This is a genomic window from Flavobacterium sp. GNP002 (assembly GCF_054343795.1).
Genome location: NZ_JBTGUW010000001.1, coordinates 2,004,353 through 2,030,023, shown reverse-complemented (window position 1 = coordinate 2,030,023; position 25,671 = coordinate 2,004,353). Strand labels below are relative to the sequence as shown.

Here is a 25,671-nt window from a genome sequence, read left to right as displayed (position 1 = left end):
TTGAGAAAATCTAATTATTTTTTTTCTTAATATTGGTATCAAATTAGAAATGTAATTTATTAATCATTAACAACTTATTTGAATTAATTTTCACGTGATGAAAAAGAGTAACCGAAAAGAATTGAACTGGGAGCAAACAGAAAAACTTGTTACAATGGCTTTAGAAGAAAAAAATCCTTTTGAAATCATAAAAAAAGAATTTGGTCTGGTAGAAAAAGAGATTCTTGAGATAATGAAAAAGAAAATGCCCGCAGAAAAATTTGAAATGTGGAAAAAGAAAGCAACTGCAAATAAACCAAAACCAAAACCAGTTAAGATTGATGATTTTGATGAAGATTTGGATGGAAAATATTATATAAAAAACAAATTAGACTAGAAATAGAACTCCTGATATTCAGGAGTTTTTTGTTTTTATGTCAACTAACTTTTCAAAACTCAATAATGGTTTCAGTAACATCAAAAGACAATACTTTTATTTTTGAAATAAAAGGTTGGCACAAAATCTGGGCTCTAGAAAGTAAAATTACGATTCCGAAAGAAAAAATTCTTGAAGCCTATCAGAACGACGAAGAGTTTACTTTTTGGAAAGGCTTTAGAATGCCTGGCACTGAAATTCCTGGTATTATAACTGCTGGAACATTTTATAAAAAAGGCAGGAATTTCTGGGATGTAATGAATAAAAAAAAAGCCATAATTGTAGCATTAGAAAATCATTATTACAAAAAACTCATCATTGAAGTTGAAAATCCAGAAGTAGTAATGAACGAACTAAACCGTAAATAAAATGAAAAAATCACTACTTATATTCCTGACACTGTTTTCAGCACTTTGTTATTCTCAAGCAGAAACAGCAATTAAAACTTTTAATAAAGAAGAAATCGCTGTAAATCCATTGATAAATGGTTCGTTGTATTCGCCTTTAAAACAAAACAAGAAAACGAATCTTCTCATACTCATTGCGGGTTCAGGACCTACCGATAGAGATGGCAATCAAAAAGGTTTGACCAATAATTCCTTAAAATACCTCTCCGAAGAATTGGCGAAAAATGACATTGCCGTTTTTAGCTATGATAAAAGAATCATTTCTCAAATGAAAACTGAAACCGTAAATGAGGCAACGCTAACTTTTGATGATTTCATTACAGATGCAAGATTCATTTTGTCATTTTTTAAAAATCAAAAAAAATATAATAAAATAATAATTGCAGGACATAGCGAAGGTTCTTTAATAGGAATGATAGCTGCAAATGACAAAGCAGACGCTTTTATTTCATTAGCTGGAGCCGGAAGAACTATTGATGCTGTTTTAGTAGAGCAAATAGCAAAACAAGCACCTTTCCTAAAAGAAGAGGTGCAGAAAAATCTAGATATCCTTAAAAGCGGAAAAACTTTCGAATTAAAAAATCCTATGTTAGCCTCACTTTTCAGGGAAAGTATCCAGCCGTATATGATTTCATGGATAAAATACAACCCACAAATCGAAATTACAAAATTACAAATACCAGTATTAATAATAAACGGAACCAAGGATTTACAAGTTTCAGTTCAAGAAGCAGAACTGCTAAAAAAAGCAAAGCCGGAGGCTGAACTCGTTTTAATCGAAAATATGAATCATGTTTTTAAAGAAATTAAAAGCGATGATGCTGAAAACATGAAATCCTATACCAATCCTGATTTACCAATAATACCAAGATTAACAAGCACGATAAAAACGTTTGTGAAATCACTTTAAATTGTAACAATTCTACAATTTGAGAGACTAACAACTAAAATAAAATAACACAAAATGAAAAGAATATTTTTTACACTCGCATTTGCATCGGTTCTTTTGGGCTGTAAAACTGCCAGTACTTCAACTAATGACTCGAAATCTGTTACTGATATAGTAAAAGTTGCTATTAATTTGAATGAGGTAAAAGAGGACAAAGTACTTGTCACGATTACTGCCCCGAAAATCAGTACGGATGAAGTAACATACAGCATTCCTAAAATTGTTCCCGGAACCTACTCTGTAGATGATTATGGAAAATATATCGAGGATTTTAAAGCATTTGACAGTAAAGGAAGTGTATTAGCAGTAACTAAAACAGATGATAACACTTGGAATATTAAAAATGCAAAAACGTTAGTAAAAATAACTTATTTGGTAAACGACACTTTTGACACTGAAAAAGGTGGTGGTTTTGGTCAAAATGATATTTTTTCACCAGCAGGAACAAACATTGATGCAGGGAAAAACTTCATGCTGAACATGCACGGTTTTGCAGGTTATTTTCAAGACAAAAAAGACCTTCCATACACTGTAAGTATTTCGCATCCAGAAACACTTTGGGGAGCAACCTCAATGACTGATCAAGATGCAAGTACAACTAATGATGTATTTACAACTCCTCGTTATGCTGAATTAGTTGAAAATCCTATTATGTATGCTAAGCCGGACTATACTACTTTTACGGTTGACGGTATGGAAATACTGATTGGCGTTTATTCTCCTACTGGAAAAGTCACTGCAGAAAGCATAACACCGGAGATGAAAACGATGATGACCGCTCAAAAAACATTTTTAGGAAAAATCAATGCTACAAAAAAATACAGCGTTTTATTGTATTTATCAAGTATGACACCTACTGATGCCAAAGGATTTGGAGCATTAGAACACCCTACAGCGACTACCGTTGTTTTACCTGAAATGATGCCAAAAGAAGAGTTGGTTAAATCAATGAAGGATGTAGTTTCACATGAATTCTTTCATATTGTAACACCGCTTACGATTCATTCTAAAGAGATTCACTATTTTGATTACAATACACCTAAAATGTCAGAACATTTATGGATGTACGAAGGAGTGACGGAATATTTTGCTAATCTTTTTCAAATCAATCAAGCATTAATTACTGAAGAAGAGTTTTATACACGAATGGCAGAAAAAATTGAGCATGCAAATGCCATGAATGATACGATGCCCTTCACTACGATGAGTGCTAATGTCTTGACAGAACCATACAAAGCCCAATACTTGAACGTATATGAAAAAGGAGCACTTATTGGAATGTGTCTGGATATCATTATTAGAGAAAAAAGCAATGGCGAGAGAGGAATTCTTGATTTGATGCAAAAATTATCTAATGAATATGGCGCTTCAAAACCATTTAATGATACTGAGCTTTTTGCCAAAATAACTTCATTTACCTATCCTGAAGTGGGAACTTTTTTAAGCACATATGTATCTGGCCCTACTCCAATTCCTTACGAGACTTATTTGGCTAAAGTTGGTGTTACTAAATCAATAGAAAAGGTACCTGGAAATGTGTTCTTAAAAGGACAATCACCATACATCACGGTGAATCAGCAAACTAAAGAAATCATTGTGATTCCAAACATAGAATTAAACGTTTTTTATACAAATTTAGGACTTAAAGGAGGAGATATTTTAGTATCAATAAATGAAAAACCATATTCATTGGATAACATTTACGATATGATTACGGAGAGTCAAAACTGGAAAGAAAACGACCCTATTACCGTAATAATAAAACGTGATGGTAAGGAACAAATAATCAAAGGAAAGGCACAATTTCCTTATGAAGAAAAAGAAGGTCTTAAGGCTACAGATGCAACCAAAACTGCTTTAAAAGAAGCTTGGTTGAAATCATAATTTCAAAAATAATTCCTGAAATCCCAATTTAGAAATAGATTGGGATTTTTTTTGTGAAATTTGAATGCGTTAGCAAAATCATTCCAACAATTTTCTTTATTTTGCGCCAAAATATAAACACTAATGAAATCGTCATGATTCAATCTCCAATCTTTGGGACAAATCATAAAAAAAATGGCGATAGCATGTTCAAAAAAAACAAATTTTAACTTCACATGAAAAAATCAATTATTGCATTCGTTACGCTTATCCTATTGGCCTCTTGTAACAATAATGAATCAAAAACTAATTTACATATTACAGGAAATATCAAAGGATTAAAAAAAGGAACTTTGTACATCCAAAGAGTTTTTGACACTACATTAGTAGCTATTGACACTATCAACATTGATGGAAGTTCCTCATTTGAAAGCAATCTGGATCTAAAGTCTCCTGAAATCCTTTATTTATTCTTAGACAGAGGTGTGAGCAATTCTTTAGACAATAATTTACCCTTCTTTGCTGAGCCAGGAAACATAACTATTGAAACAAGTTTAGATCGTTATTTATCTGATGCCAAAATTAAAGGCTCAAAAAATCAGGAAATATTTGAAGAATATAAAAAAATCAATGCTCGTTTCACAAATGAAAATCTTTCTTTGATTGAGCAAAAATTTAATGCTATCAAAAGTCAAAACACACAAAAAATAGATAGTTTAAGTGCAAGACAAGATTCTAACATTAAAAGAAAGTACTTATTTGCTACTAATTTTGCACTAAACAACAGAAAATTTGAGGTGGCACCTTATATAGCATTATCCGAAATCTATGATATCAATATCAAATATTTAGATACAATTCAAAAATCAATGTCACCTAAAGTAGCACAATCGCTTTATGGCAAAAAATTAACGGAATACATTACCAGCATCAAAAACCAGAAATAAACAGTTCTAAAAGCTACATTTTATCCCTAATTAGAATAAAAAAATCATCTTGCTTACACAAGATGATTTTTTTTTGTTTTATGAAGAATACACTAAACCTTGAGTTTGATAGAACAAACCTCAACATTTGAATCAAGCGTTGAAAGTTTTTTTGTCGTTAGCACATTCCAACCCTTCTTTCCCATTCATTATTACTGAATATAAAAGCATTTTAAGCGTTATTAAAAGCCATTCCACCAACAATCATCCCTACAAACATTAAAAGATACAGAGAGAAAACAACCAGAGTCATAATTCCAATAAATTTGTAATGTGATTTTAGGTATCTTAAAGAAGTCGTAAGTGTTTCGGAATCGTTGTTATTGAACGCTGCTTTGGCATTAGATGCAAATTTATTCAAGTAATACACCGGAAAGAAATAAAGCGCCGCAATAAGCAAATAAACGACAGCCATGACCATTCCGAAAGAAGAACCCATCATTCCCATTGCTGGATTCATTTTCCCCATAGTAGAGAATAACGTACCGGCAAATAAAGCAGCAAAAACAATAAAACCAATTCCTATGTAACCAAGAATTGATAAAAAATAAGCCCATTTTGCCGTTTCTTTCAAAAAGTCTTTCGCAGACTCATTTAGTTTCATTTCAAAATTTTCAATAACTGAATGCTCTTCCATAATTTTTTTTTAGGTTAGATACCAAATTAACAAAAAAATTATGATATTCAATTAAAACGGAAATCAATTTGCATTTTTGCCAAAAACAAAAAACCATCCCGTTTAATACGGGATGGTTTTATTAAAGAGCCGGCGGAGGGACTCGAACCCACGACCTGCTGATTACAAATCAGCTGCTCTAGCCAACTGAGCTACGCTGGCGACTCATTACGGGTGCAAATATAAGACTGAATTTCTTTTTTCCAAAACAAATTCAAACTTTTTTTGCTTTTTTTTTGACTACAATTCGTTGATTTTAGCAATCAATTGATTTGCAGTTTGTTCCAATTCAACATTGATTTGTTTGAAGTGCGCTTTTTTATTTTCTACCTTTTTTGCATTCACTTTAGTGATTAAAGCGTCAAAAGCAGCAATAGCTTCATCAATTAAATCATTAGTTTCAGTTGTTGGTTTTCCTGTTGTAGAAATTTCGAACAAGTAAACTGCTTCAATAATATCTCCTAAAACGTAGTTGATGTCTTTTTTTAAATTCTTAACGTTTGCCATTTTTATTTTTTTAAAATTTGAATTTTAATTTGCGTCTGCAAAAGTACACATAATCTTTCTATTACCGACTATGAAATGTAAATTTCTAAAATTGAAGCTTTTCCACTGAGAATGAATGCATTCATTGCCGCAGGAATCAAAACCGTATCTCCTTTTTTATATTGTATTTTTGAATTGTTATATTCCAGTTCAAATGTTCCTTCTGTACACATATATACCGTAAAGGTTTTTCCAGATTTAGAAACCGAAATTTCTCCGTCTAACGGAATAAAATTAGTCGTAAAATAAGGACAGTCAACAATTTCGTTTGAACTATTTATTTTCTTAGTATACTCTTTCTTCGTTTCTACTTTATTATAATTAATGGCGTCCAAAGCTAAATCAACATGTAATTCTCTTGTATTACCACTAGCATCTACCCTATCAAAATCATAGAGACGATACGTAATATCCGAAGTTTGTTGAATCTCAGCAACCACTAATCCCGCACCAATAGCATGAACTGTTCCTGTTTCTAAAAAGAAAACATCACCTGATTTCACTTTTACATCGTCCAGAATAGAAAGTAAGGTTTTATTTTCTAGATTTTCTAAATACTCACTGGCATTCGATTTTTCTTTGAAGCCCACAATAATTCTGGCATCATCATCTGCTTGCATGATGTACCACATTTCGGTTTTACCAAAAGAATTATGTCGTTTTTTAGCCAACTCATCATTTGGATGTACTTGTATGGACAAATCTTCACGAGCATCTAAATATTTGAAAAGCAACGGAAATTGTTTTCCAAATCTTGCATAAACTGCTGTTCCTAACATTTCGTCCGGAGAATCATTAATAATAGTAGTCAATGATTTCCCTTTCCATTCTCCGTTCGCAATAACACTTACATCGCCTTCTACTGTAGACAACTCCCAACTTTCTCCAGTAATTGTTGATGTAATTGGTTTATTAAGTAGTGTTTTTAGTTTTTCACCTCCCCAAATTCTTTCTTTCAAAATGGGTTCAAATTGTAATGGATAAAATTTCATTTATGTGAGTTTTTTCGAATTCGAAAGGTATAAAAAATCCATATTATTTCCGAGAAAATAGATTTCCATTTACAGAAACCAGGAAATAACCAAAAAGCAAAGCATAAATTTAAATCCGTGAGAATCGTCTTCCTGTAGCTTTCTGCAATAAATTACATTAATTTTTTAATGGCTTCTAGCGCTTTGGGAATATGTTTTGTAGCCAGCATACTGTCAAAAATCATTTGGACAACTCCATTTTTATCGGTTACATAGGTCACTCTTCCAGGAATCAATCCGAACATTCCGGCGGGAACACCAAAAAGTTTTCTGATTTTTTTATCTGAATCTGACAAAAGAATAAAAGGTAGTTTAAACTGTCTAGTAAACTGTTGATGGGAACTGACGCTATCACTGCTAATTCCTATCACTTCCGCACCAAGATCCTTAAAATCCTCGTACTGATCTCTAAAACTACAGGCTTGAGCTGTACAACCAGGCGTATTATCTTTTGGGTAAAAATAAATAACAAGCGGTTTATGTCCCACTATAGTTGCAATGTTAAAATCAGATCCACTAGTATCTTTAGCTGTAAAATTGGGAATTGTGTCCCCTACTTTTAGTTCCATTATTCTCCTCTATAAGTTACAAAATTTCTTGGTGTTTCGTAAAGAACAACTTCCAATTCAAACTCAGACTTGATTCTTTTTCTGATTTTATTCCATATAACTACCACAATATTTTCAGCTGTTGGATTCAAATCCTGAAATTCAGGTACGTCAATATTTAGGTTTTTATGATCGAATTTATCCTCAACATCCTCCTTAATAATGTCACTCAAGAATTTCACATCCATTACATAACCCGTTTCTGGATCAATTTCGCCAGTAACACTTACTATCAGTTCATAGTTATGCCCGTGAAAATTTGGATTATTACACTTCCCAAAAATAGCATCGTTTTGTTCGAAAGTCCAATCTTTCCTGTATAATCTGTGAGCCGCATTAAAATGGGCTTTCCGTGAAATAGTAACTTTCATAAAATTTATGAATTATAGGTTATTTGGGGACAAAGGGCTTTTGTGTTCTTCCAGAAAATGATAAAATTCATCAAAAATAATTTTGAACCAAACGGTATATAATGCCGGCTGAAGGACCATATCCATTTTCACGTCTTCAATTTTCATCCATTTCCAATCCTCGACTTCCTCCGGATTGATAACTGGCTCCTCATTATAATATCCAATCATCACATGATCAAGTTCATGCTCTGTCAAACCATTATCAAAAGGTGCTTTGTAAATAAAATGGAAAAGTTCTTTCAGTTCTGTTTTAAAACCCATTTCTTCAAATAATCTTCGGCTTCCTGCTTGAATATTTGTTTCACCCTCTCGCTGATGACTGCAACACGTATTGGTCCACAATAAAGGAGAATGGTATTTTTGATGTGCCCGTTGTTGCAACATGATTTCGTTTTTGCTGTTTAAAACAAAAACCGAAAAAGCACGATGTAAAACCGCTTTTTCATGTGCTTCAAGCTTAGGCATCAATCCTATTTGCTCATCCTTCTCATTAACTAATATTACGTTTTCTTCTAACATATAAATCTATTACTGGTCAAAAATACAAAAAAGATAATTAGTGACGGGGGCTTTAACGTTCTGTTTCGTTTTGTTGAAGCCGAATTATTTCAAGACTGTCCAATATAAAACTGACACCTCACTTTCAAAGATTCTTTTGTATTTTTATGACAAATTATAACTAACAAAATGCAAACTATAACTATCCGAAAAGCACATCCAAACGATTTAGAAAAACTCCTTGAATTTGAACAGGGAATCATTACTGCCGAACGTCCTTTTGACCCTACTCTAAAAGCAGAGAAGATACATTATTATGATATCGAAAAAATGATTTCAGCACCACATATAGAAGTAATGGTTGCTGAGATTGATTCGGAACTCATAGGATCTGGATATGCGCGAATAGAGACCGCGAAGCCTTATCTGAATCATCTGAACTATGCCTATTTAGGATTTATGTACACAGTTGCTAATCACAGAGGAAAAGGAGTAAACGCTAAAATTATTGAAGCGCTCAAAAAGTGGTGCACCCTTCAGGATGTATTCGAAATTAGACTGGATGTATACAACGACAATACGTCGGCAATAAAGGCCTATGAAAAAGTAGGCTTCAAAAAACACCTTATCAACATGCGAATGGTTATTTAATAATAAGGTTTTGTTAATTATAAATCCAGAACTGTGTTTTACCCGTAAATAACGATAGTTAAAACTTACTTAAATAACTATTAATTTGCAAAGTAGGCGACATTTTTTGGTTCAAAAGCGCTTTACATTTGTAGAATAAAAAGAAAATTATGAGAACAGCAAGCCGTTTTTTAAGCCTATTATTTTTACTTCCTTTATTCATGTTCACTGCTTGTGCGCAAACGACAAATAAAAAGGACAGTACAAAAAAATCTATCGCAATGGGAAACTCAATCAACAAACCAGGAAATCCGTATTATTCTAATACAGATACAAAAAAACTCAATGTTAGTGATGCCGAATGGAAAAAGGTTTTACCCGAAGACGTTTACGAAGTAACTCGTAATGCGGATACCGAGAGACCATTTACAGGAAAATATTGGGACACAGATGAAAAAGGAACCTATTATTGTGCAGCCTGTGGTAATAAACTATTTCGTTCCGGCGCCAAGTTTTCAAGCAACTGTGGTTGGCCAAGCTTTTTTGAACAAGACAACAAAAACAGTGTTATTTACAAAACCGACAATTCTCTTGGAATGGAAAGAATTGAAGCGCTTTGCGGAAGATGTGACGGCCATTTAGGACATCTTTTTGACGATGGACCTGCGCCAACCGGAAAAAGATACTGTATGAATTCTATCGCCCTTGACTTTATTCTCGATACTAAATAAAAATAAATCTAACTACTATGAAAAATATATTTTTAATGGTGCTATTGACTTCGTTTGGCATGTTTGGACAAAACAGCTCAGTCGATAAAACCAAAAAACAATCCAATTTCGAAACGATTACATTGGCCGGTGGTTGTTACTGGTGTGTTGAGGCCGTTTATGAAAATCTAATTGGAGTAAAATCGGCAATATCAGGATACGCAGGCGGAAAAGTCGCTAATCCTACTTATGAGGATGTTTCTACTGGAAGATCTGGTTATGCCGAAGTGGTTCAGATTACCTACGATAAAAACGTAACAAATCTGGATGAGATTTTCAAAGTTTTCTTTACAGTCCATGATCCAACTACGCTAAACCGACAAGGTGCCGATGTAGGAACTCAATATCGTTCTGCTATTTTTTATAAAAATGAAGCACAAAAAAAAGCAGCACAAACAATTATCGCTGCAATGAAAAAAGCTGGAATTTATGACAGTCCAATAGTCACTACATTGGAGCCGTTGACTAAATTTTATAAAGCTGAAGACTACCACCAGAATTACTATGCAAACAATAAAAGTCAACCGTATTGCCAAATGGTTATCCAACCCAAAATGGAAAAATTTGAAAAGCTTTTTAAAAGCCGATTAAAGAAGAAAAAATAAATTATTAAACTAACGCCTTGTTACTACAAACAAGGCGTTTTTTTTTATATCCTCCTAAATTCAAGATGCTTTACACTACTCTTTAAAATTGCTGCAACGCAAAATATTTTTTGCTATATTTGTTTTTAACTGACCCTATTACCATCAAAATAGCCTAAATTTCATTTGAAATAATTGCTGTTATGGAACCAAATTTCACACCACACCCAATGAAAAAAATTATTTTTTTTACAGGATTATTCACTTTCTCCCTTTTTGCTTCTGCGCAAAATGAAGTACTAAAATCTAAGATTGCTCAAAAGGCAGCTTCTTTAGAATCCAAAGTTATTACTTGGCGAAGAGACTTTCACCAAAATCCGGAATTAGGAAACAGAGAATTTAAAACTGCCGAAAAAATAGCAGCGCACCTGCGTTCTCTAGGGATTGAGGTACATAGCGGAGTAGGAAAAACTGGAGTTGTTGGTATTCTAAAAGGAGGAAAACCAGGCCCGGTTGTCGCCCTAAGAGCAGATATTGATGCATTACCTGTAAAAGAACGAGTGGACATTCCTTTTGCTTCCAAAGCAGAAGGCGAATACAATGGCAACATAGTTCCTATCATGCACGCTTGTGGGCACGATACGCATATTGCAATTTTAATGGGAACAGCCGAAATTTTAGCATCTATAAAAAACGAACTAAAAGGAACCGTTAAATTCATTTTTCAACCTGCAGAAGAAGGACCGCCTGAAGGTGAAGAAGGAGGCGCAGAATTGATGATAAAAGAAGGTGTCCTTACTAATCCCAAAGTAGATGTTATTTTCGGATTACATATTAATGCTCAGACAGAAGTTGGCAAAATAAAGTACCGTCCGAAAGGTACAATGGCAGCATCAGATTGGTTTAAAATAAAAATAATGGGTAAACAAACGCATGGTGCTTATCCATGGCTTGGAATTGACCCCATTGTTACCGCTTCTCAGATTGTAATGGGATTGCAAACCATTGTTAGCCGAAATGTAAATATAACAGAATCTGCTGCAGTTGTAAGTGTTGGACAAATAAATGCAGGAGTACGAAGCAATGTCATTCCAGAGGAACTTACAATGAATGGTACCATACGTTCTCTGGACAGTAAAGTACAGCAAATGGTTCATTCCAGAATAAAACAAATTGCAACGGCAATAGCAGAAAGTGCCGGAGCCACTGCCGATGTGACTATTACTAACAAAACTGCTATTACCTACAACGACCCATCGTTGACCGAAAAAATGATTCCAACATTAGAAGATGTTGCTGGTAAAGAGAATGTACTACTGACTCCTGCTGTTACAGGTGCCGAAGATTTTTCATTTTATCAGGAAAAAATACCCGGTCTTTATTTCTTTTTGGGGGGTGCTCCTAAAGGCAAACCAATATCAGAAACTGCTCCGCATCATACTCCTGATTTTTATATTGATGAAAGCGGTTTTGTGTTAGGAATGAAAGCAATGTCAGACCTTACTATAGATTACATGGAAATGAATGCTAAAAAAAATAAGTAATTATATAAAAACTAATTCACTAACGAGGTATTGCAAATTGATAATCAATTCCACAATAGTAAAAGCACAAAAAACGTCTCACTACAATGAGGCGTTTTTTTTTAGCCATATACAAGAAAAATCTAATGTACTAAATTGATTTACTGCGCTATAATTCATATATTTATATTAATTTTCAACAACTTAAATACTGCGCCATGTATAACGAGCATCATTTTGGTGGAATGCATTTTTTCTAGTATATTTTTTGGATAACCATCCTCATTTGGATATTTGCAACTCCTTATAACTTTCTTGGTCAGCGAACAAAAAAGGAAACTTCATTGGATATTCTGAAAAAAATATTTATTAAAGGAGAAATTACAACCGAAGAATTTGAAGAAAAAAACGAAACTTCTTTATGCCTTGTTAAGCGCATCTTTTGTTGCAAGTATCATTCTTTTTTTATTCAGAAATAACATTTTATAAAAGATGAAAGCACTTAGAACATATTTAGAAAAAAGAAAAAGTGCCATAAACCTTATTTTAGAAAAATCTCCAAAGTTATTTACTCCAGAAAACTTCCATGCACTTCGAGTAGAAATCAAGAGGATGAACGCTTTATTTGATTTGGTAAACTACAGTTCTAAAAAATTTAAGCGTAAAAAAAATTACACCTCTTTTAAACTTATTTTTAAACAAGCCGGGAAAATAAGAGAACTTCAAATAGAAGAATCCTTACTTGCTGAACAGCCTAATTCTCATTTGCTGCAAGCATACAGAAATCATTTAAAAAAACTCGAAACCAAAGAACTGAGACGTTTCTTCGCAATTGTGAATAAAAGCTTCCTTAAAAAATTAAAAAAAAGATATAACAAAATTATTCCTTTGGTTACTAAAGCTAGTGTAAAAAAGGTTAATCAGTATATATACAAAAAGAGACGAGCAATTACAAAATTAATGTGCAAAACCAAGTTTAAAAAAATGCAAATGCACAGTTTTCGCAAACGGTTAAAAACATATTTATACAACGAAAAAATCCTGATTTGTGAATCCCAAAACCAAACCTTGCAAGACAAAAACATTTTATCTGATTTGCTTGGAGAATGGCATGATTACGAAGTTGTCATCAATCATTTAAAAAAAGGCATTAAGTCCAATAAGACAAATCCAAGCGTAACGAAACAACTTCAAGTAACGAAAGCAATATTAACTTCAAAAAGAGAATTGTTATTCAACAAAATAAATGCAACTTTACCCTATCAGACTCTTTTGTAAATATTTGAGACAAATAAAAACCAAAAAACACACTAAATAACTGTAGGAATAGGGTGTTCCTTCTAAAACATTATGAACATTATGAAACAAACCATTACGCTATTATTCTTATTTGCTCTAATCGGTTGTGGCAGTAATTCCGCTTATAAATCCGAAACTAAAAACAAAGATTGGGCGCTGCTCAACTTTGTAAAAGTAGACAGCCTTAACCCGATTTTAGAACCTCAATTAAATCAGGTATTTCAATCTCCAATAAGCAATAAACAAGTACACTGGGAAGAAAGAAATGTTCTTAATCCATCAGCGATTGTCAAAGACGGAAAAGTATATCTCATCTATAGAGCACAGGACAAAGACATGACCTCAAGATTAGGCCTGGCCATCAGCGAAGACGGACTGCACTTTAAAAAACAACCGGCACCAATATTTTATCCAGACAATGATACTATGAAACAGTACGAATGGAAAGGTGGCGTTGAAGATCCAAGAATAATAGAAAGCGAAAATGGAACGTATATCATGACTTATACTTCTTATGATGGCAAAACAGCCCGACTTTGTTTAGCCAGCTCAAAGGATTTACAAACATGGACAAAACACGGTTTAGTTTTAAAGGAAGAAAAATACAAAGATTTATGGTCAAAATCCGGAGCTATCGTTTGTAAATTAGACGGTGATAAAATTACAGCTACAAAAATTAAAGGCAAATACTGGATGTATTTTGGAGATACTGATTTGTATCTGGCAACTTCCGAAGATCTTATCCATTGGGAAGTAGCCGAAAACGAAGAAAGCAAAAAAATGATTACCGTTTTACATCCTAGAATGGGTTATTTTGATAGTCGTTTAGTTGAACCAGGTCCTTTTGCATTAATCCAAAAAGAAGGTATAGTACTAATTTATAACGGAAGTAATGCCGCCAATTATAATGATTCGAGTTTGCCTAAATTCACATACTCAGCTAGTCAAGCGCTATTTGATAAAGAAAATCCCTATAAATTAATAGACCGAATGGAAGATTATTTTATTCACCCGGACAAACCTTATGAAAAAACAGGTGAGGTAAATGAAGTTTGCTTTGTAGAAGGATTAGTTTATTTTAAAAAACAATGGTTTCTGTATTATGGGACTGCCGATTCAAAAATCGCTGTAGCAGTTAAAAAATAAACTCAATCACTCCAATTGTAAACAAACTATTCCGCTACTAAACTTTCTAGATATGCCAAGAATCTGGATATTATACCCCTACTATTCTCGCTCGTTAAATTTTTTTTTTCAACTTTTTCAAATTCATTAAAAGTAGAAATAAAGAATGCAACGAAGCATAAAATTACCACTACTGTCATGATAATTAATTCTATATTTTCCATATTATTTTTTGAGTTTAAGATTTAAAAATATTAAAAACCCTAAGATTGTCGGGGGCCATAAACCAATAAATATAGCGCGCTGAGGATCTTTTAACACAATATAAAAATATTCAGAAGTAAAAATTAACGCTACAACCAGCACTAAAATTAAAATTTCAGACTTTTTAAATTTTTGAAACATATTTATGATTTTTATAATTTCTTATTTAATCTGTTACCCAAAACAGATTGTAAATTGTAAAATTAAGATGCTTTAAAAATAAATCAATTATTATTTTACTATTAACTCTAGATTATAATCGAAATAAACAAAGAAGATAATGTATAAAAATTAGGATTAAAGAAAAACTTAAATGTAGATGATCATCAGTATACAAAATTATCGTCTTGTATTATGGACAAAAAAAGAATACTGACAGTCCACAACCACCTATACAAACAGAGAATGAATTATTATTTTGGAAAATAAAAAACAGCATAGGCACTCAATCAATCACTATTAGTCTTTAGCATCTGAGAATCTAAAGATCTATAACGTAACGAAAAAGCATAACATCTAATTTAAAAAAACTAAACAAACGCAAAAAAAATGATATGTTTAGTGGGAAAACGTAAAGTCCGCATGGGTACAACCCGAAATATAAGCCACCAATACCAATTAATTGATAATTGATATTGGTGGCAATTCGTGAAATTCATTTCAAAGCTGGAAAATCTTTAGGAAAACCTAAATTTCTATTCCGGTTATTTTTGGTTCAAAATCGCACCAATCATCAACGCACATTTCTCACCATCAATAGCGGCAGATATAATTCCACCGGCATAACCTGCGCCTTCTCCACAAGGGTACAACCCTTTTATTTGAAGATGTTCATAGGTCAATGGGTCTCTTGGAATACGCACTGGCGATGACGTTCTGGATTCTGGTGCATGAAGTATCGCTTCGTTTGTCAAATAACCACGCATCGATTTTCCAAATTCAGTGAATCCTTCTCGCAATATTTGTGTTAAAAACCCAGGAAAAACCTGTCCCATTTCTACTGAAGTCGTTCCGGGAACATAGGACGTTTTAGGAATATCTGATGAAACTCTGTTTTGAGTAAAATCAATCATCCGCTGTGCGGGAACTTTTTGACTTTCACCAGCCAAGTGCCATGCGCGTTGCTCTATACTTTTTTGAAATTCCATTCCAGCCAAAGCACCAAATTTAGCAAAAGGTTTAAAATCTTCCAATTGCAATTCGATTACAATTCCGGAATTGGCAGTAGCCTGATCCCTTTTGGATGGCGACCAACCATTGGTAACCACTTCGCCAGGACTTGTCGCACAAGGTGCAATAACGCCACCTGGACACATGCAAAAGGAATACATTCCCCTTCCTCCTACTTGCTTCACAATAGAATACGGAGCCGGAGGTAAATATTCGCCACGATAATCACAACTGTATTGAATGCTATCAATCAAAGATTGTGGATGTTCTGCCCTTACGCCCAAGGCAAAAGGTTTGGCCTCGATAAAAATCTTTTTCCTATCTAATAATTCGAAAATATCACGAGCCGAATGTCCTGTGGCCAAAATAAGTTTATTGGCAAGAATCGTATCTCCTTTTTGAGTAACGATACCCTGCACTTCGTTGTTCTTTATTAAAATATCAGTCAGTCGGGTTTCAAATAAAACTTGTCCGCCACATTCGATGATTTTTTCTCGAATATCCTGAATAATTTGAGGTAATTTATTGGTACCAATGTGTGGGTGCGCTTCAATCAGAATATCTTCTGAAGCTCCAAAAGCGACAAACAATTCCAAAACTCGCGTTACATCACCTCTTTTTTTAGAACGGGTATACAACTTCCCGTCTGAATAGGTTCCTGCTCCGCCTTCGCCAAAACAATAATTGGAATCTTCATTGACAAGATGATCCACATTGATGGCTTTCAAATCTCTTCTTCTGCCTCTAACATCTTTTCCACGCTCAATAACTACAGGCTTCAATCCCAATTCTATCAATTGTAAAGCAGCAAAAAGTCCTGCAGGTCCTGCGCCAACAACGATTACTTCTTGAGCTGTAGCCACATTACCATAATCCGGAAGTTGTATTTTTTGCTCTTGAAAAGGTTCTCCTTTTAAATAGATTACAACCTTAAGATTGATTTTTATAGCTTTTTGGCGGGCATCAATCGATCTTTTCAAAATAGAAACGTGCTGAATTTCATTTACAGAAACCTTAATTTGTTTCAATAAATGATTTTTCAACAACAAATCATTTGCTGCAATTTCTGGAGATACTTGTAATAAGAGTTCTTGAGGCATTTTTTTAGATTATTCGATTTTTAGATTATTTGACTTTTAAAAATATCCAAAATAATCCAGGTACAAAAGTAGTATTTTGTACTGACTTCTTGTTATAGATAGAAGAATCCATTTTCAAATTTTCAAATTGGCTTATTTTCGAATAAGACTTTGTAACTTTGCCCGTTCAAAACAGTTAAACAAATAAACAGTTAACCCTTCCTAAAAAATGTCTAGACAAATAAAACTGATATGGGATTTCCGCGGTCCGGCTGCAGCTAAAACAGCGGAACATCACGAAATCCATTTAAAAGAATATATCGCCATTGAAAAATTACCGTTGAATATAACTGGATTTGAAATTCAAGGCGAAATGCAAGCCATTGCTTTTATGGTAGTCACGGATGAAAACATGATTCAGGTAAGAGATGCTTTGAAGCCACATCGAGGAGAGTTGTATGTCGAAAGTTAAAAGTCTTAAAGTCGAAAGCTTGAACAAAACATTAGAACTTTAAGACTTTCGACTTTCCATCTTTATGACTAATTAGCAACCTCGCTGATGAATTTAATTCTCATTAAGCGCAATTCATCAATATCATAATCGCCATCAAATTCTTTGAGTGCGTTTTCTATATTATCAGATTCGGATTCCATAAAATAATCGTGAATTTCCTCTTGCTGATCATCGTCAAGCATATCATCAATCCAATATTTTATATTTAGTTTAGTTCCGGAATACACAATTTGCTCCATTTCTTTAATCAAAGTATCCATATTGATACCTTTGGCAGAAGCAATATCATCTAGAGATAATTTCCTGTCGATATTTTGGATAATATAAAGTTTATTTACTGAGTTTACTCCTGTAGATTTCACCACTAAATCCTCTGGACGGATGATATCGTTATCTTGAACATATCGGCTGATTAACTCTAAGAATTCCTTTCCGTATTTTTTAGCTTTTCCTTCTCCAACACCATGAATATTAATCAATTCCTCTTGAGAAACAGGATATTTCAAAGCCATATCTTCTAATGATGGATCTTGAAAAACCACAAATGGAGGAACGCCTAATTTCTTAGCGACTTTTTTACGCAAATCACGCAACATAACCATCAATAATTCATCGGCAGTTCCGGTAGATTTGGAAGCGGAAACAATCGCTTCATCCTCAGATTCATTGTATTCATGATCTTCAGACATCATAAAGGATTCTCGGTTTTTAATAAAATCCAATCCTTTCTTGGTAATTTTCACAATGCCATAGGTTTCAATATCTTTAGACAAAAATCCTGCAACAAGAACTTGTCGCAACAAGGCCATCCAGTATTTTTCATCATGATCTGCACCACATCCAAAAAAGGACTGTGTATCTGTCCTATGTGCTTTGATGACTGCGTTGACACGGCCTATCAAGGTAAAAACAACTTCTTTTGATTTGTATAAATGTTTCGTATCGCGAACTACTTCCAATAGTTGCACCACTTGATCTATGGCTTCAACTTTTGTTTTTGGATTTCGAATGTTATCATCCATATCAGCGCCATCACCATTAACATCATCAAATTCTTCTCCGAAGTAATGAAGCAGGAATCTCCTTCTTGACATAGACGTTTCGGCGTAAGCAACAACTTCCTGCAACAAAGCAAACCCAATTTCCTGTTCAGCAACGGGTTTCCCCGACATGAATTTTTCTAATTTCTCGACATCTTTATAGGAGTAATACGCTAAACAATGACCTTCTCCACCATCACGACCCGCACGACCGGTTTCTTGATAGTAACTTTCCAGTGATTTAGGAATATCATGGTGAATTACAAAACGTACATCCGGTTTGTCAATTCCCATCCCAAAAGCGATAGTTGCCACCACCACATCTACATCTTCCATAAGGAACATATCTTGATGTTTGGCACGGGTTTTAGCATCTAGTCCCGCATGATAGGGAACAGCACTTATTCCGTTTACCTGCAAAACTTCGGCAATCGCCTCTACTTTTTTGCGGCTTAAGCAATAAATAATTCCTGATTTTCCTTTATGTTGTTTGATAAAACGGATAATATCCGATTCTATATTTTTAGTTTTAGTACGTACTTCGTAATATAGATTAGGTCTGTTAAATGATGCTTTAAAAGTAGTTGCATCAGACATATCTAAATTTTTAAGAATATCTTCCTGTACTTTTGGCGTTGCTGTTGCAGTAAGCCCAATAATAGGAACATCACCTAATTGCTTGATGATGTGCTTTAAATTTCTATATTCCGGTCTAAAATCATGTCCCCATTCCGAAATACAATGTGCTTCATCAATCGCTACAAAAGATATGGTCACATTTTTAAGAAAGTTCACATATTCTTCCTTAGTCAAAGACTCAGGTGCCACATACAGCAACTTTGTCAATCCTGAAGTAATATCTTTTTTTACCTGGGCAATTTCAGTTTTGGTAAGAGAGGAGTTTAAAACATGGGCTACACCATTTTCAGAAGATAAACTTCTGATGGCATCTACTTGATTTTTCATTAAAGCAATAAGAGGCGAAACTACGATAGCAGTTCCCTCTTGAATCAAAGCTGGTAATTGATAACAAAGTGATTTTCCTCCTCCTGTGGGCATTATCACAAATGTATTCTGTTGGTTTAGGATACTTTTTATGACTTGTTCCTGCAACCCCTTAAATTGGCTAAAGCCAAAATATTTCTTTAATTCTTTGTGGATATCAATTTCGTTTGAATTCATTCTTTATTATGTGGTATTTTGTATAAATTTGCAACACCTAAAGGTACAAATTTCTTTTACACATACAAATTTTAATTATTCTGTTTTGATATCTAAAGAAAATATATTGGCTAGCGCCAAAAAAACTATTTTATCGGAAAGCCAATCTATTGCCAAACTAACTGATTTTCTTGATGAAAACTTCATTGAAGCGACACAAAACATCTATAATTCCAAAGGAAGACTAGTGGTTACAGGGATAGGAAAAAGTGCTATTATTGCCCAAAAAATGGTAGCTACTTTTAATTCTACCGGAACACCATCGCTATTTCTTCATGCCTCAGAGGCTATTCACGGTGATTTAGGAATGATACAAAATGAAGATACTATCATTTGTATTTCAAAAAGCGGCAACAGTCCTGAGATAAAGGTTTTAGTACCACTCCTAAAACGTTTTGAAAATACATTGATCGCAATAACTGGAAATACAGCTTCTTTTCTAGCTAAGGGTTCTGATTTTGTTTTGAACACCACAGTAGATGCCGAAGCTTGTCCTAACAACCTTGCTCCAACGAACAGTACAACTGCACAATTAGTAATGGGTGATGCAATTGCCATTTGCCTTATGGAAATGCGCGATTTCAAACCGGAAGATTTTGCCGTTTACCACCCAGGAGGTGCGTTAGGCAAGAAATTATTATTGCGTGTAAAAGACATGTTGGAACATACCTTAAAACCTATGGTATCGCCTGATGCATCAATAAAAAAGGTTATTTTCGAAATTTCTGAAAAACGTCTTGGCGTAACAGCGGTTGTCGATCAAGATAAAGTTATAGGTATTATTACCGATGGTGATATTCGAAGAATGTTAAACGACAGAGATTCTTTCGCTGATTTGACTGCCAAAGATATTATGACAAAAAACCCAAAATTAATACCATCTACTGCTATGGTTGTAGATGCATTGAATATCTTGGAAGACTTCTCCATCACACAATTAGTAGTAGTTGATAATGGGGAGTACAAAGGAGTATTACATTTACACGATATTTTAAAAGAAGGAATAATATAATGGCGAAAAAAAACTTAAACGAAATGTCGTTTTTAGATCATCTTGAAGAATTAAGATGGTTATTGGTTCGAAGCACAATTGCAATATTAATCTTGGCTACAGTCACTTTTTTCATCAGTGATTATATTTTTGATGTCATCATTTTTGGTCCTACAAATGCTAATTTTGTAACCTACCGCTTTTTTTGCGACCTGTCAAATCAATTGGGCTTTGCTGAAAGTATTTGCGTAACCGAAATGCCTTTCATCATCCAAAATACGAACATGGAGGGACAAATCAACGTTTTGATTTGGACGTGTATAACTGCCGGATTTATTCTTGGTTTTCCATTCATTCTGTGGGAAGTTTGGAAATTCATCAGTCCAGCTTTATACGATACAGAGAAAAAACACGCGAGACTTTTTATCATTTCATCCTCTTTACTATTCTTTCTAGGTGTATTGTTTGGCTACTTTGTAATTGTACCCATGTCAGTAAACTTTTTTGCCACTTTTACCATCAGTACAGTAGTAAAAAACCAGTTTAGTATTGATTCGTATATTGGGTTAGTAAAAACAAGTGTTATTGCGTGTGGATTGTTTTTTGAACTACCCATAATCATTTTTTTCCTAACGAAATTAGGATTAGTCACACCGGTTTTCTTAAGAAAATATTGGAAATACGCCGTAATCATTATTCTTATAGTTGCAGCAATTGTAACACCTCCGGATGTGGTGAGTCAAATCATTGTAACCATTCCGATGTTGTTAATCTATGAAGCGAGTATCCTTATTTCAAAAATAGTAGTAAAAAATAAAAAAAAGTTAAATGGCTGATATAATAGAAGAATTCAACGAGTACCGTTCAAGAATGAACGAAAAATTATTGGCAGACAATAATAAAATTGTAAAACGTATTTTTAATCTAGACACAAATGCATACGCAGCAGGCGCCTTAGATGTAAAAACGAAAGAATTACTTGGATTAGTAGCTTCGGCAGTTTTAAGATGCGATGACTGCGTAAAATACCATTTGGAAACCAGCCATAAAGAAGGCGTTACCAAAGAAGAAATGATGGAAGCTATGGGAATTGCAACTCTTGTGGGCGGAACAATCGTAGTGCCACATTTACGTAGAGCCTATGAATTCTGGGAAGCATTGGAAGAAAACGCAACCAAATAATTTGTTAAGATGTTGAATCGTTTAATTGTTTATTCGTTTATTTGACACGATTAAACAATTTGACGAATAAACAGTTAACCAGTTTAAACGATTAAACTAAAAAAAATGAAATTAAGAGCCGAAAATCTAATTAAAACCTATAAAGGGCGAAGTGTTGTAAAAGGCATTTCGGTAGAAGTAAATCAAGGCGAAATCGTAGGGCTTTTGGGACCTAACGGTGCTGGAAAAACTACTTCTTTTTATATGATTGTAGGATTGGTTAAACCAAATTCAGGCAATATATTTCTGGATGATTTGAATATTACCGATTATCCTATGTACAAAAGAGCACAGCAGGGAATTGGTTATTTAGCACAGGAAGCATCCGTTTTTAGAAAATTAAGTATTGAAGATAATATATTAAGTGTACTGCAATTGACAAAACTTTCCAAAGCGGAACAAGAGGCTAAAATGGAAAGTTTAATCGAAGAATTCAGCTTAGAACACATTCGTACAAATCGTGGCGATTTACTTTCCGGAGGAGAGCGCCGTCGTACCGAAATTGCACGTTGTTTGGCCACCGATCCAAAATTCATTTTATTGGATGAACCTTTTGCGGGTGTCGATCCTGTTGCCGTTGAAGACATTCAAAGAATTGTAGCACAATTAAAAAATAAAAACATTGGCATTCTTATTACCGATCACAATGTTCAGGAAACCTTGGCTATTACTGACAAAACCTATCTGATGTTTGAAGGTGGAATCCTAAAAGCGGGAATGCCCGAAGAATTAGTGGAAGATGAAATGGTTCGGCGTGTGTATTTGGGACAAAATTTTGAGTTGAGAAAGAAAAAATTGGAGTTTTAGAAAGGGAGCAATGCTCCGATTTTTAGTATTCAATCCATCAATTGAAGATCCAATAGCATAATAAACCCGACAGGTTTCAAAATATGTTAGGTTCATAAAAAAAATCCATTTGCAAAACGAATGGATTTTTTTATATTAATCGAAATAACGGATCACTCAAAAACGGAATACTGAACACTAAAACTACTCCACAGTAATATACCGCAACTGCTGTAAATCTCCATTGTAAATATTTATATCTACATTACCTTTAATCCCAGGAACTGATGCCTTTTCAGTGAATTGCCAAAACAACCAATCTCCGGCTATTTCTTCTCTATAGAAATTATAATTAGCAATCCAAAAAAGATAATCGCTGAATTCTTCTTTTAAAAAATCATCATAGTACCGCTCGCCTGTATAAATAATAGGTTTCACACCATAATGCGATTCTACAGCAGTTAACCATCTTTTTAAACCTAATTTAAGATTTTCAATCGACTGATTTTTAGGAAGTTTTTCTATATCTAAAACGGGTGGCAAATCACCTTTTTGTAACGTTACAGTTTTAATAAAAAGTTCGGCTTGCTCTATTGAATTTTCGTTGGGACGGTAATAATGATAGGCACCGCGAATCATTTTATTTTCTTTGGCGCCAAGCCAATTCTTATTAAACTGACGGTCTTTCCTGTCTTTTCCAACAGTAGCACGAATAAACACAAAATGTAGCGGGTATTTATTTTCTAGAGTGTCGACATAAGTCCATCGGATTTTTCCTTGATATTCCGAAACATCCAAACCGATACTTTTCCCCTCGTGTTTTTCTAAAACCTGATAATTTCGAACATCAGAAATGCGCTTGGCTTCGGTTTCTTCCCTTAGGATTTTATCTGATTTAAAACTAAAATAGTACGCTAAACCATCTCTATAATGATAGCTAACAGCAACAATCAATACAATAAAAAAAGTGACAATAGAATAACGCAAAACCTTTCCGGAGAAAACAGTTGCTTTCTTTTTAGGCTTACGAACAACCGTAGTTTTACTTCTGACTGTTTTTCTTTTCATTCAAAAAGAATTACTTTTTTAGCACTTTATTATTCACCACAGAAAGTAAAACATAAAAGAGAATTACTAAAGGAATTCCTAGATACTGAAGAAAAATTAACAACAAAAGAGAACAAATCAAAAACACGATTTGAAGCACATTGTCTTTAAAATTGAACTTTTTGATTTTTAAGGAGAACAATGGAATTTCAGCATTCAAGATGTAAGCGCTCAATACCGATATTGCCAATAAAACCCATTGATTTGTCAAAATTTCGATTACAAATAAAGAATCAGTGTATTTTAAAACCAAAGGCAGACTTAAAATAAAAAGCGCATTGGCAGGAGTTGGCAAACCAATAAAAGAATCTGTTTGGCGGGTATCAATATTAAAATTTGCCAATCGGTAACAAGAACCTAAGGCAATCAAAAATCCTAAATAAGGAAAGAGTTGTAAATGAGCAACTGCCGCAGTTGATGAATTGTCAATCATCATTTGAGACATCACTAAACCCGGCACAACACCGCTGGTAACCATATCTGCCAAAGAATCCAACTGCAATCCAAGCGGGCTCGACACTTTGAATAATCGGGCAAAAAAACCATCAAAAAAGTCCAAGAATATACCTAAACAAACAAAATAAAATGCCATTTCAAAATCTTGGTTAAAAGCAAAAACCAAAGCGATACAACCGCAAAAAAGATTAAGTAAAGTAATAATATTGGGGATATGCTTTTTAATAGTCATAGTTATAAAATTTAGTGAACCACAGTTGGCAAATTTAGCATAATAAGTCAAGGAGAAGTACGTTTTTTAATAGAGTTTTTTCAACAGTGATTTCTTGTTTGGATATATTTACCGAAAGGAAGAAATAAGCTCAGTAAAAAATTATATTTTTGATAAAAATTAAACAGACTTTTAGTTTGTAAAAATGACCCAATTGAAAAAAAGCTTCCTATTTGCAGCGGTTTTGGTTAGTACGCTAAATTACAGTCAAGCCGTCAGAAAATACTCGAATGAGTTTATGAATATCGGCGTGGATGCGGCTGCATTAGGTATGTCTAATACTGTTGTGGCTGCTACGAGTGATGTAAATTCCGGGTATTGGAATCCTGCTGGGCTTATTCATCTGGAGGATCATCAGGTGTCAATAATGCATGCTAATTATTTTGCTAATATTGCCCAATATGATTACATGGCCTACGCAAGTCCTATAGATGACCGGAGCGCTTGGGGAATTTCATTAATTCGTTTTGGTGTCGATGATATTTTAAACACTACAGAGCTAATCGACAGCCAAGGTAATATTGACTACAACAGAATCAGTCTTTTCTCTACAGCCGATTATGGTTTCACTTTTTCTTATGCTCGAAAACTACCTGTTCCCGGATTTCAATATGGCGTAAACGCAAAAGTTATCCGACGAATCATTGGTAAATTTGCCAATTCCTGGGGTTTTGGTTTTGATGTTGGTTTACAATTCGAAAAGAACAACTGGAAATTTGGATTAATGCTTCGTGATATAACAACCACGTATAATGTATGGAATATTGATGAGGACGAATATCAGAAAATTGCCAATTCCATTCCCGGAGAAAACCAAGAATTACCCGAAAGCACTGAGATTACGGCTCCAAAAGCACAATTAGGAATCGCTAAAAAGTTCATTATTCGATACGATTACAGTATTTTGGCTGCAGCTAATATGAATATGCGATTTGCCAAAACGAATGATCTTATCTCGACAGATTTTGTCAGCATCGATCCGGCAATGGGTCTTGAATTTGGTTATACTGATTTAGTATTTGTTCGTGCAGGCGTGGGTAATTTTCAAAATGTACAACAACTGGATAATTCCGAAAAAGTGGGCTTTCAACCAAATATTGGTTTGGGATTTAAATACAAAGGCATCCAGATTGATTATGCGTTGACTGATTTAGGCGATCAAAGTACTGCTTTGTATTCCAATATTTTTTCAGTAAAAGTAGATTTGGGAATGTTTAGAAATTAATTT

27 protein-coding genes and 1 tRNA gene are annotated in these 25,671 nt (G+C 34.0%); 17 read left to right on the top strand and 11 right to left on the bottom strand.

Annotated elements, in window-relative coordinates; all coding sequences use genetic code 11:
• The first annotated feature begins 97 nt into the window (after positions 1-97).
• From ACXX80_RS08925 to ACXX80_RS08905, 5 genes are all read left to right on the top strand, one after another.
• Positions 98-376, top strand: coding sequence for a DUF2805 domain-containing protein (locus ACXX80_RS08925; RefSeq protein WP_458552885.1), 279 nt, complete (start codon positions 98-100; stop codon positions 374-376).
• A 65-nt stretch (positions 377-441) separates the two neighbouring features.
• On the top strand, positions 442-783 hold the full coding sequence (locus tag ACXX80_RS08920) for a hypothetical protein (protein ID WP_458552884.1): 342 nt from the start codon (positions 442-444) through the stop codon (positions 781-783).
• 1 nt (position 784) lies between these two features.
• Positions 785-1,732 carry an alpha/beta hydrolase gene (locus ACXX80_RS08915; protein WP_458552883.1) on the top strand — a complete coding sequence of 316 codons (948 nt, stop codon included), beginning with the start codon at positions 785-787 and terminating at the stop codon, positions 1,730-1,732.
• Between the two features lie 54 nt (positions 1,733-1,786).
• On the top strand, positions 1,787-3,655 hold the full coding sequence (locus ACXX80_RS08910; protein WP_458552882.1) for a M61 family metallopeptidase: 1,869 nt from the start codon (positions 1,787-1,789) through the stop codon (positions 3,653-3,655).
• A 215-nt stretch (positions 3,656-3,870) separates the two neighbouring features.
• Positions 3,871-4,581 (top strand): DUF4369 domain-containing protein, encoded by a 711-nt coding sequence (locus ACXX80_RS08905; RefSeq protein WP_458552881.1) that lies wholly within the window; start codon positions 3,871-3,873, stop codon positions 4,579-4,581.
• Between the two features lie 211 nt (positions 4,582-4,792).
• Here the strand turns inward: ACXX80_RS08905 and ACXX80_RS08900 are convergent, their stop codons facing one another.
• The 7 genes from ACXX80_RS08900 to idi form a co-directional block, all read right to left on the bottom strand.
• Positions 4,793-5,257 carry a hypothetical protein gene (locus ACXX80_RS08900; protein WP_458552880.1) on the bottom strand — a complete coding sequence of 155 codons (465 nt, stop codon included), beginning with the start codon at positions 5,255-5,257 and terminating at the stop codon, positions 4,793-4,795.
• A gap of 127 nt (positions 5,258-5,384) precedes the next feature.
• Positions 5,385-5,458 (bottom strand) — tRNA-Thr (locus tag ACXX80_RS08895).
• 78 nt (positions 5,459-5,536) lie between these two features.
• The gene (locus ACXX80_RS08890) at positions 5,537-5,803 is read right to left on the bottom strand and encodes a hypothetical protein (protein WP_099713324.1); all 267 of its coding nucleotides are present in this window, start codon (positions 5,801-5,803) and stop codon (positions 5,537-5,539) included.
• 68 nt (positions 5,804-5,871) lie between these two features.
• Positions 5,872-6,834 (bottom strand): type I phosphomannose isomerase catalytic subunit, encoded by a 963-nt coding sequence (locus tag ACXX80_RS08885; RefSeq protein ID WP_458552879.1) that lies wholly within the window; start codon positions 6,832-6,834, stop codon positions 5,872-5,874.
• Positions 6,835-6,986: 152 nt separating this feature from the next.
• Positions 6,987-7,442, bottom strand: a complete 456-nt coding sequence (locus tag ACXX80_RS08880; RefSeq protein ID WP_458552878.1) for a peroxiredoxin — start codon at positions 7,440-7,442, stop codon at positions 6,987-6,989.
• A complete protein-coding gene (locus tag ACXX80_RS08875; RefSeq protein WP_315209145.1) occupies positions 7,442-7,852 on the bottom strand; it encodes a 6-pyruvoyl trahydropterin synthase family protein in 411 nt (136 codons plus the stop codon). The genes ACXX80_RS08880 and ACXX80_RS08875 overlap by 1 nt, the downstream gene beginning before the upstream one ends.
• 12 nt (positions 7,853-7,864) lie before the next feature.
• Positions 7,865-8,413 carry an isopentenyl-diphosphate Delta-isomerase gene (gene idi, locus ACXX80_RS08870; protein WP_458552877.1) on the bottom strand — a complete coding sequence of 183 codons (549 nt, stop codon included), beginning with the start codon at positions 8,411-8,413 and terminating at the stop codon, positions 7,865-7,867.
• Between the two features lie 168 nt (positions 8,414-8,581).
• Between idi and ACXX80_RS08865 the strand changes: the two genes are divergently transcribed.
• From ACXX80_RS08865 to ACXX80_RS08840, 6 genes are all read left to right on the top strand, one after another.
• Positions 8,582-9,043 (top strand): GNAT family N-acetyltransferase, encoded by a 462-nt coding sequence (locus ACXX80_RS08865; protein WP_458552876.1) that lies wholly within the window; start codon positions 8,582-8,584, stop codon positions 9,041-9,043.
• 149 nt (positions 9,044-9,192) lie between these two features.
• Positions 9,193-9,753, top strand: coding sequence for a peptide-methionine (R)-S-oxide reductase MsrB (gene msrB / locus ACXX80_RS08860; RefSeq protein WP_458552875.1), 561 nt, complete (start codon positions 9,193-9,195; stop codon positions 9,751-9,753).
• A 17-nt stretch (positions 9,754-9,770) separates the two neighbouring features.
• A complete protein-coding gene (gene msrA, locus ACXX80_RS08855; RefSeq protein ID WP_417951864.1) occupies positions 9,771-10,397 on the top strand; it encodes a peptide-methionine (S)-S-oxide reductase MsrA in 627 nt (208 codons plus the stop codon).
• Positions 10,398-10,606: 209 nt separating this feature from the next.
• Positions 10,607-11,920 (top strand): amidohydrolase, encoded by a 1,314-nt coding sequence (locus ACXX80_RS08850; RefSeq protein ID WP_458552874.1) that lies wholly within the window; start codon positions 10,607-10,609, stop codon positions 11,918-11,920.
• Between the two features lie 471 nt (positions 11,921-12,391).
• Positions 12,392-13,177, top strand: coding sequence for a CHAD domain-containing protein (locus tag ACXX80_RS08845; protein ID WP_458552873.1), 786 nt, complete (start codon positions 12,392-12,394; stop codon positions 13,175-13,177).
• An 81-nt stretch (positions 13,178-13,258) separates the two neighbouring features.
• Positions 13,259-14,344: a glycoside hydrolase family 130 protein gene (locus tag ACXX80_RS08840; protein ID WP_458552872.1), complete on the top strand. Its 1,086-nt coding sequence runs from the start codon at positions 13,259-13,261 to the stop codon at positions 14,342-14,344.
• Positions 14,345-15,291: 947 nt separating this feature from the next.
• Here ACXX80_RS08840 and ACXX80_RS08835 read toward each other — a convergent pair.
• Positions 15,292-16,857: an NAD(P)/FAD-dependent oxidoreductase gene (locus ACXX80_RS08835; RefSeq protein ID WP_458552871.1), complete on the bottom strand. Its 1,566-nt coding sequence runs from the start codon at positions 16,855-16,857 to the stop codon at positions 15,292-15,294.
• Positions 16,858-17,065: 208 nt separating this feature from the next.
• On the opposite strand from ACXX80_RS08835, the gene ACXX80_RS08830 reads away from it, so the two are divergent.
• Positions 17,066-17,308 (top strand): hypothetical protein, encoded by a 243-nt coding sequence (locus tag ACXX80_RS08830; RefSeq protein WP_458552870.1) that lies wholly within the window; start codon positions 17,066-17,068, stop codon positions 17,306-17,308.
• Positions 17,309-17,376: 68 nt separating this feature from the next.
• On the opposite strand, the gene recQ is transcribed toward ACXX80_RS08830, so the two are convergent.
• The gene (gene recQ, locus ACXX80_RS08825) at positions 17,377-19,572 is read right to left on the bottom strand and encodes a DNA helicase RecQ (protein WP_458552869.1); all 2,196 of its coding nucleotides are present in this window, start codon (positions 19,570-19,572) and stop codon (positions 17,377-17,379) included.
• An 85-nt stretch (positions 19,573-19,657) separates the two neighbouring features.
• On the opposite strand from recQ, the gene ACXX80_RS08820 reads away from it, so the two are divergent.
• The 4 genes from ACXX80_RS08820 to lptB all read left to right on the top strand — a co-directional run bounded on the left by ACXX80_RS08820 (position 19,658) and on the right by lptB (position 22,630).
• A complete protein-coding gene (locus ACXX80_RS08820) occupies positions 19,658-20,623 on the top strand; it encodes a KpsF/GutQ family sugar-phosphate isomerase (RefSeq protein WP_458552868.1) in 966 nt (321 codons plus the stop codon).
• Positions 20,623-21,438: a twin-arginine translocase subunit TatC gene (gene tatC / locus ACXX80_RS08815; protein ID WP_417951872.1), complete on the top strand. Its 816-nt coding sequence runs from the start codon at positions 20,623-20,625 to the stop codon at positions 21,436-21,438. The genes ACXX80_RS08820 and tatC overlap by 1 nt, the downstream gene beginning before the upstream one ends.
• Positions 21,431-21,784, top strand: a complete 354-nt coding sequence (locus tag ACXX80_RS08810; RefSeq protein ID WP_114753020.1) for a carboxymuconolactone decarboxylase family protein — start codon at positions 21,431-21,433, stop codon at positions 21,782-21,784. The genes tatC and ACXX80_RS08810 overlap by 8 nt, the downstream gene beginning before the upstream one ends.
• 105 nt (positions 21,785-21,889) lie before the next feature.
• On the top strand, positions 21,890-22,630 hold the full coding sequence (gene lptB, locus ACXX80_RS08805; RefSeq protein WP_099713342.1) for an LPS export ABC transporter ATP-binding protein: 741 nt from the start codon (positions 21,890-21,892) through the stop codon (positions 22,628-22,630).
• A gap of 183 nt (positions 22,631-22,813) precedes the next feature.
• Here the strand turns inward: lptB and ACXX80_RS08800 are convergent, their stop codons facing one another.
• Positions 22,814-23,677, bottom strand: a complete 864-nt coding sequence (locus ACXX80_RS08800) for a glycoside hydrolase family 25 protein (protein ID WP_458552867.1) — start codon at positions 23,675-23,677, stop codon at positions 22,814-22,816.
• Between the two features lie 10 nt (positions 23,678-23,687).
• Positions 23,688-24,404: a CDP-alcohol phosphatidyltransferase family protein gene (locus ACXX80_RS08795; RefSeq protein ID WP_458552866.1), complete on the bottom strand. Its 717-nt coding sequence runs from the start codon at positions 24,402-24,404 to the stop codon at positions 23,688-23,690.
• 193 nt (positions 24,405-24,597) lie between these two features.
• Between ACXX80_RS08795 and ACXX80_RS08790 the strand changes: the two genes are divergently transcribed.
• Positions 24,598-25,668, top strand: a complete 1,071-nt coding sequence (locus tag ACXX80_RS08790; protein WP_458552865.1) for a putative type IX sorting system protein PorV2 — start codon at positions 24,598-24,600, stop codon at positions 25,666-25,668.
• The last annotated feature ends 3 nt before the right edge of the window (positions 25,669-25,671 follow it).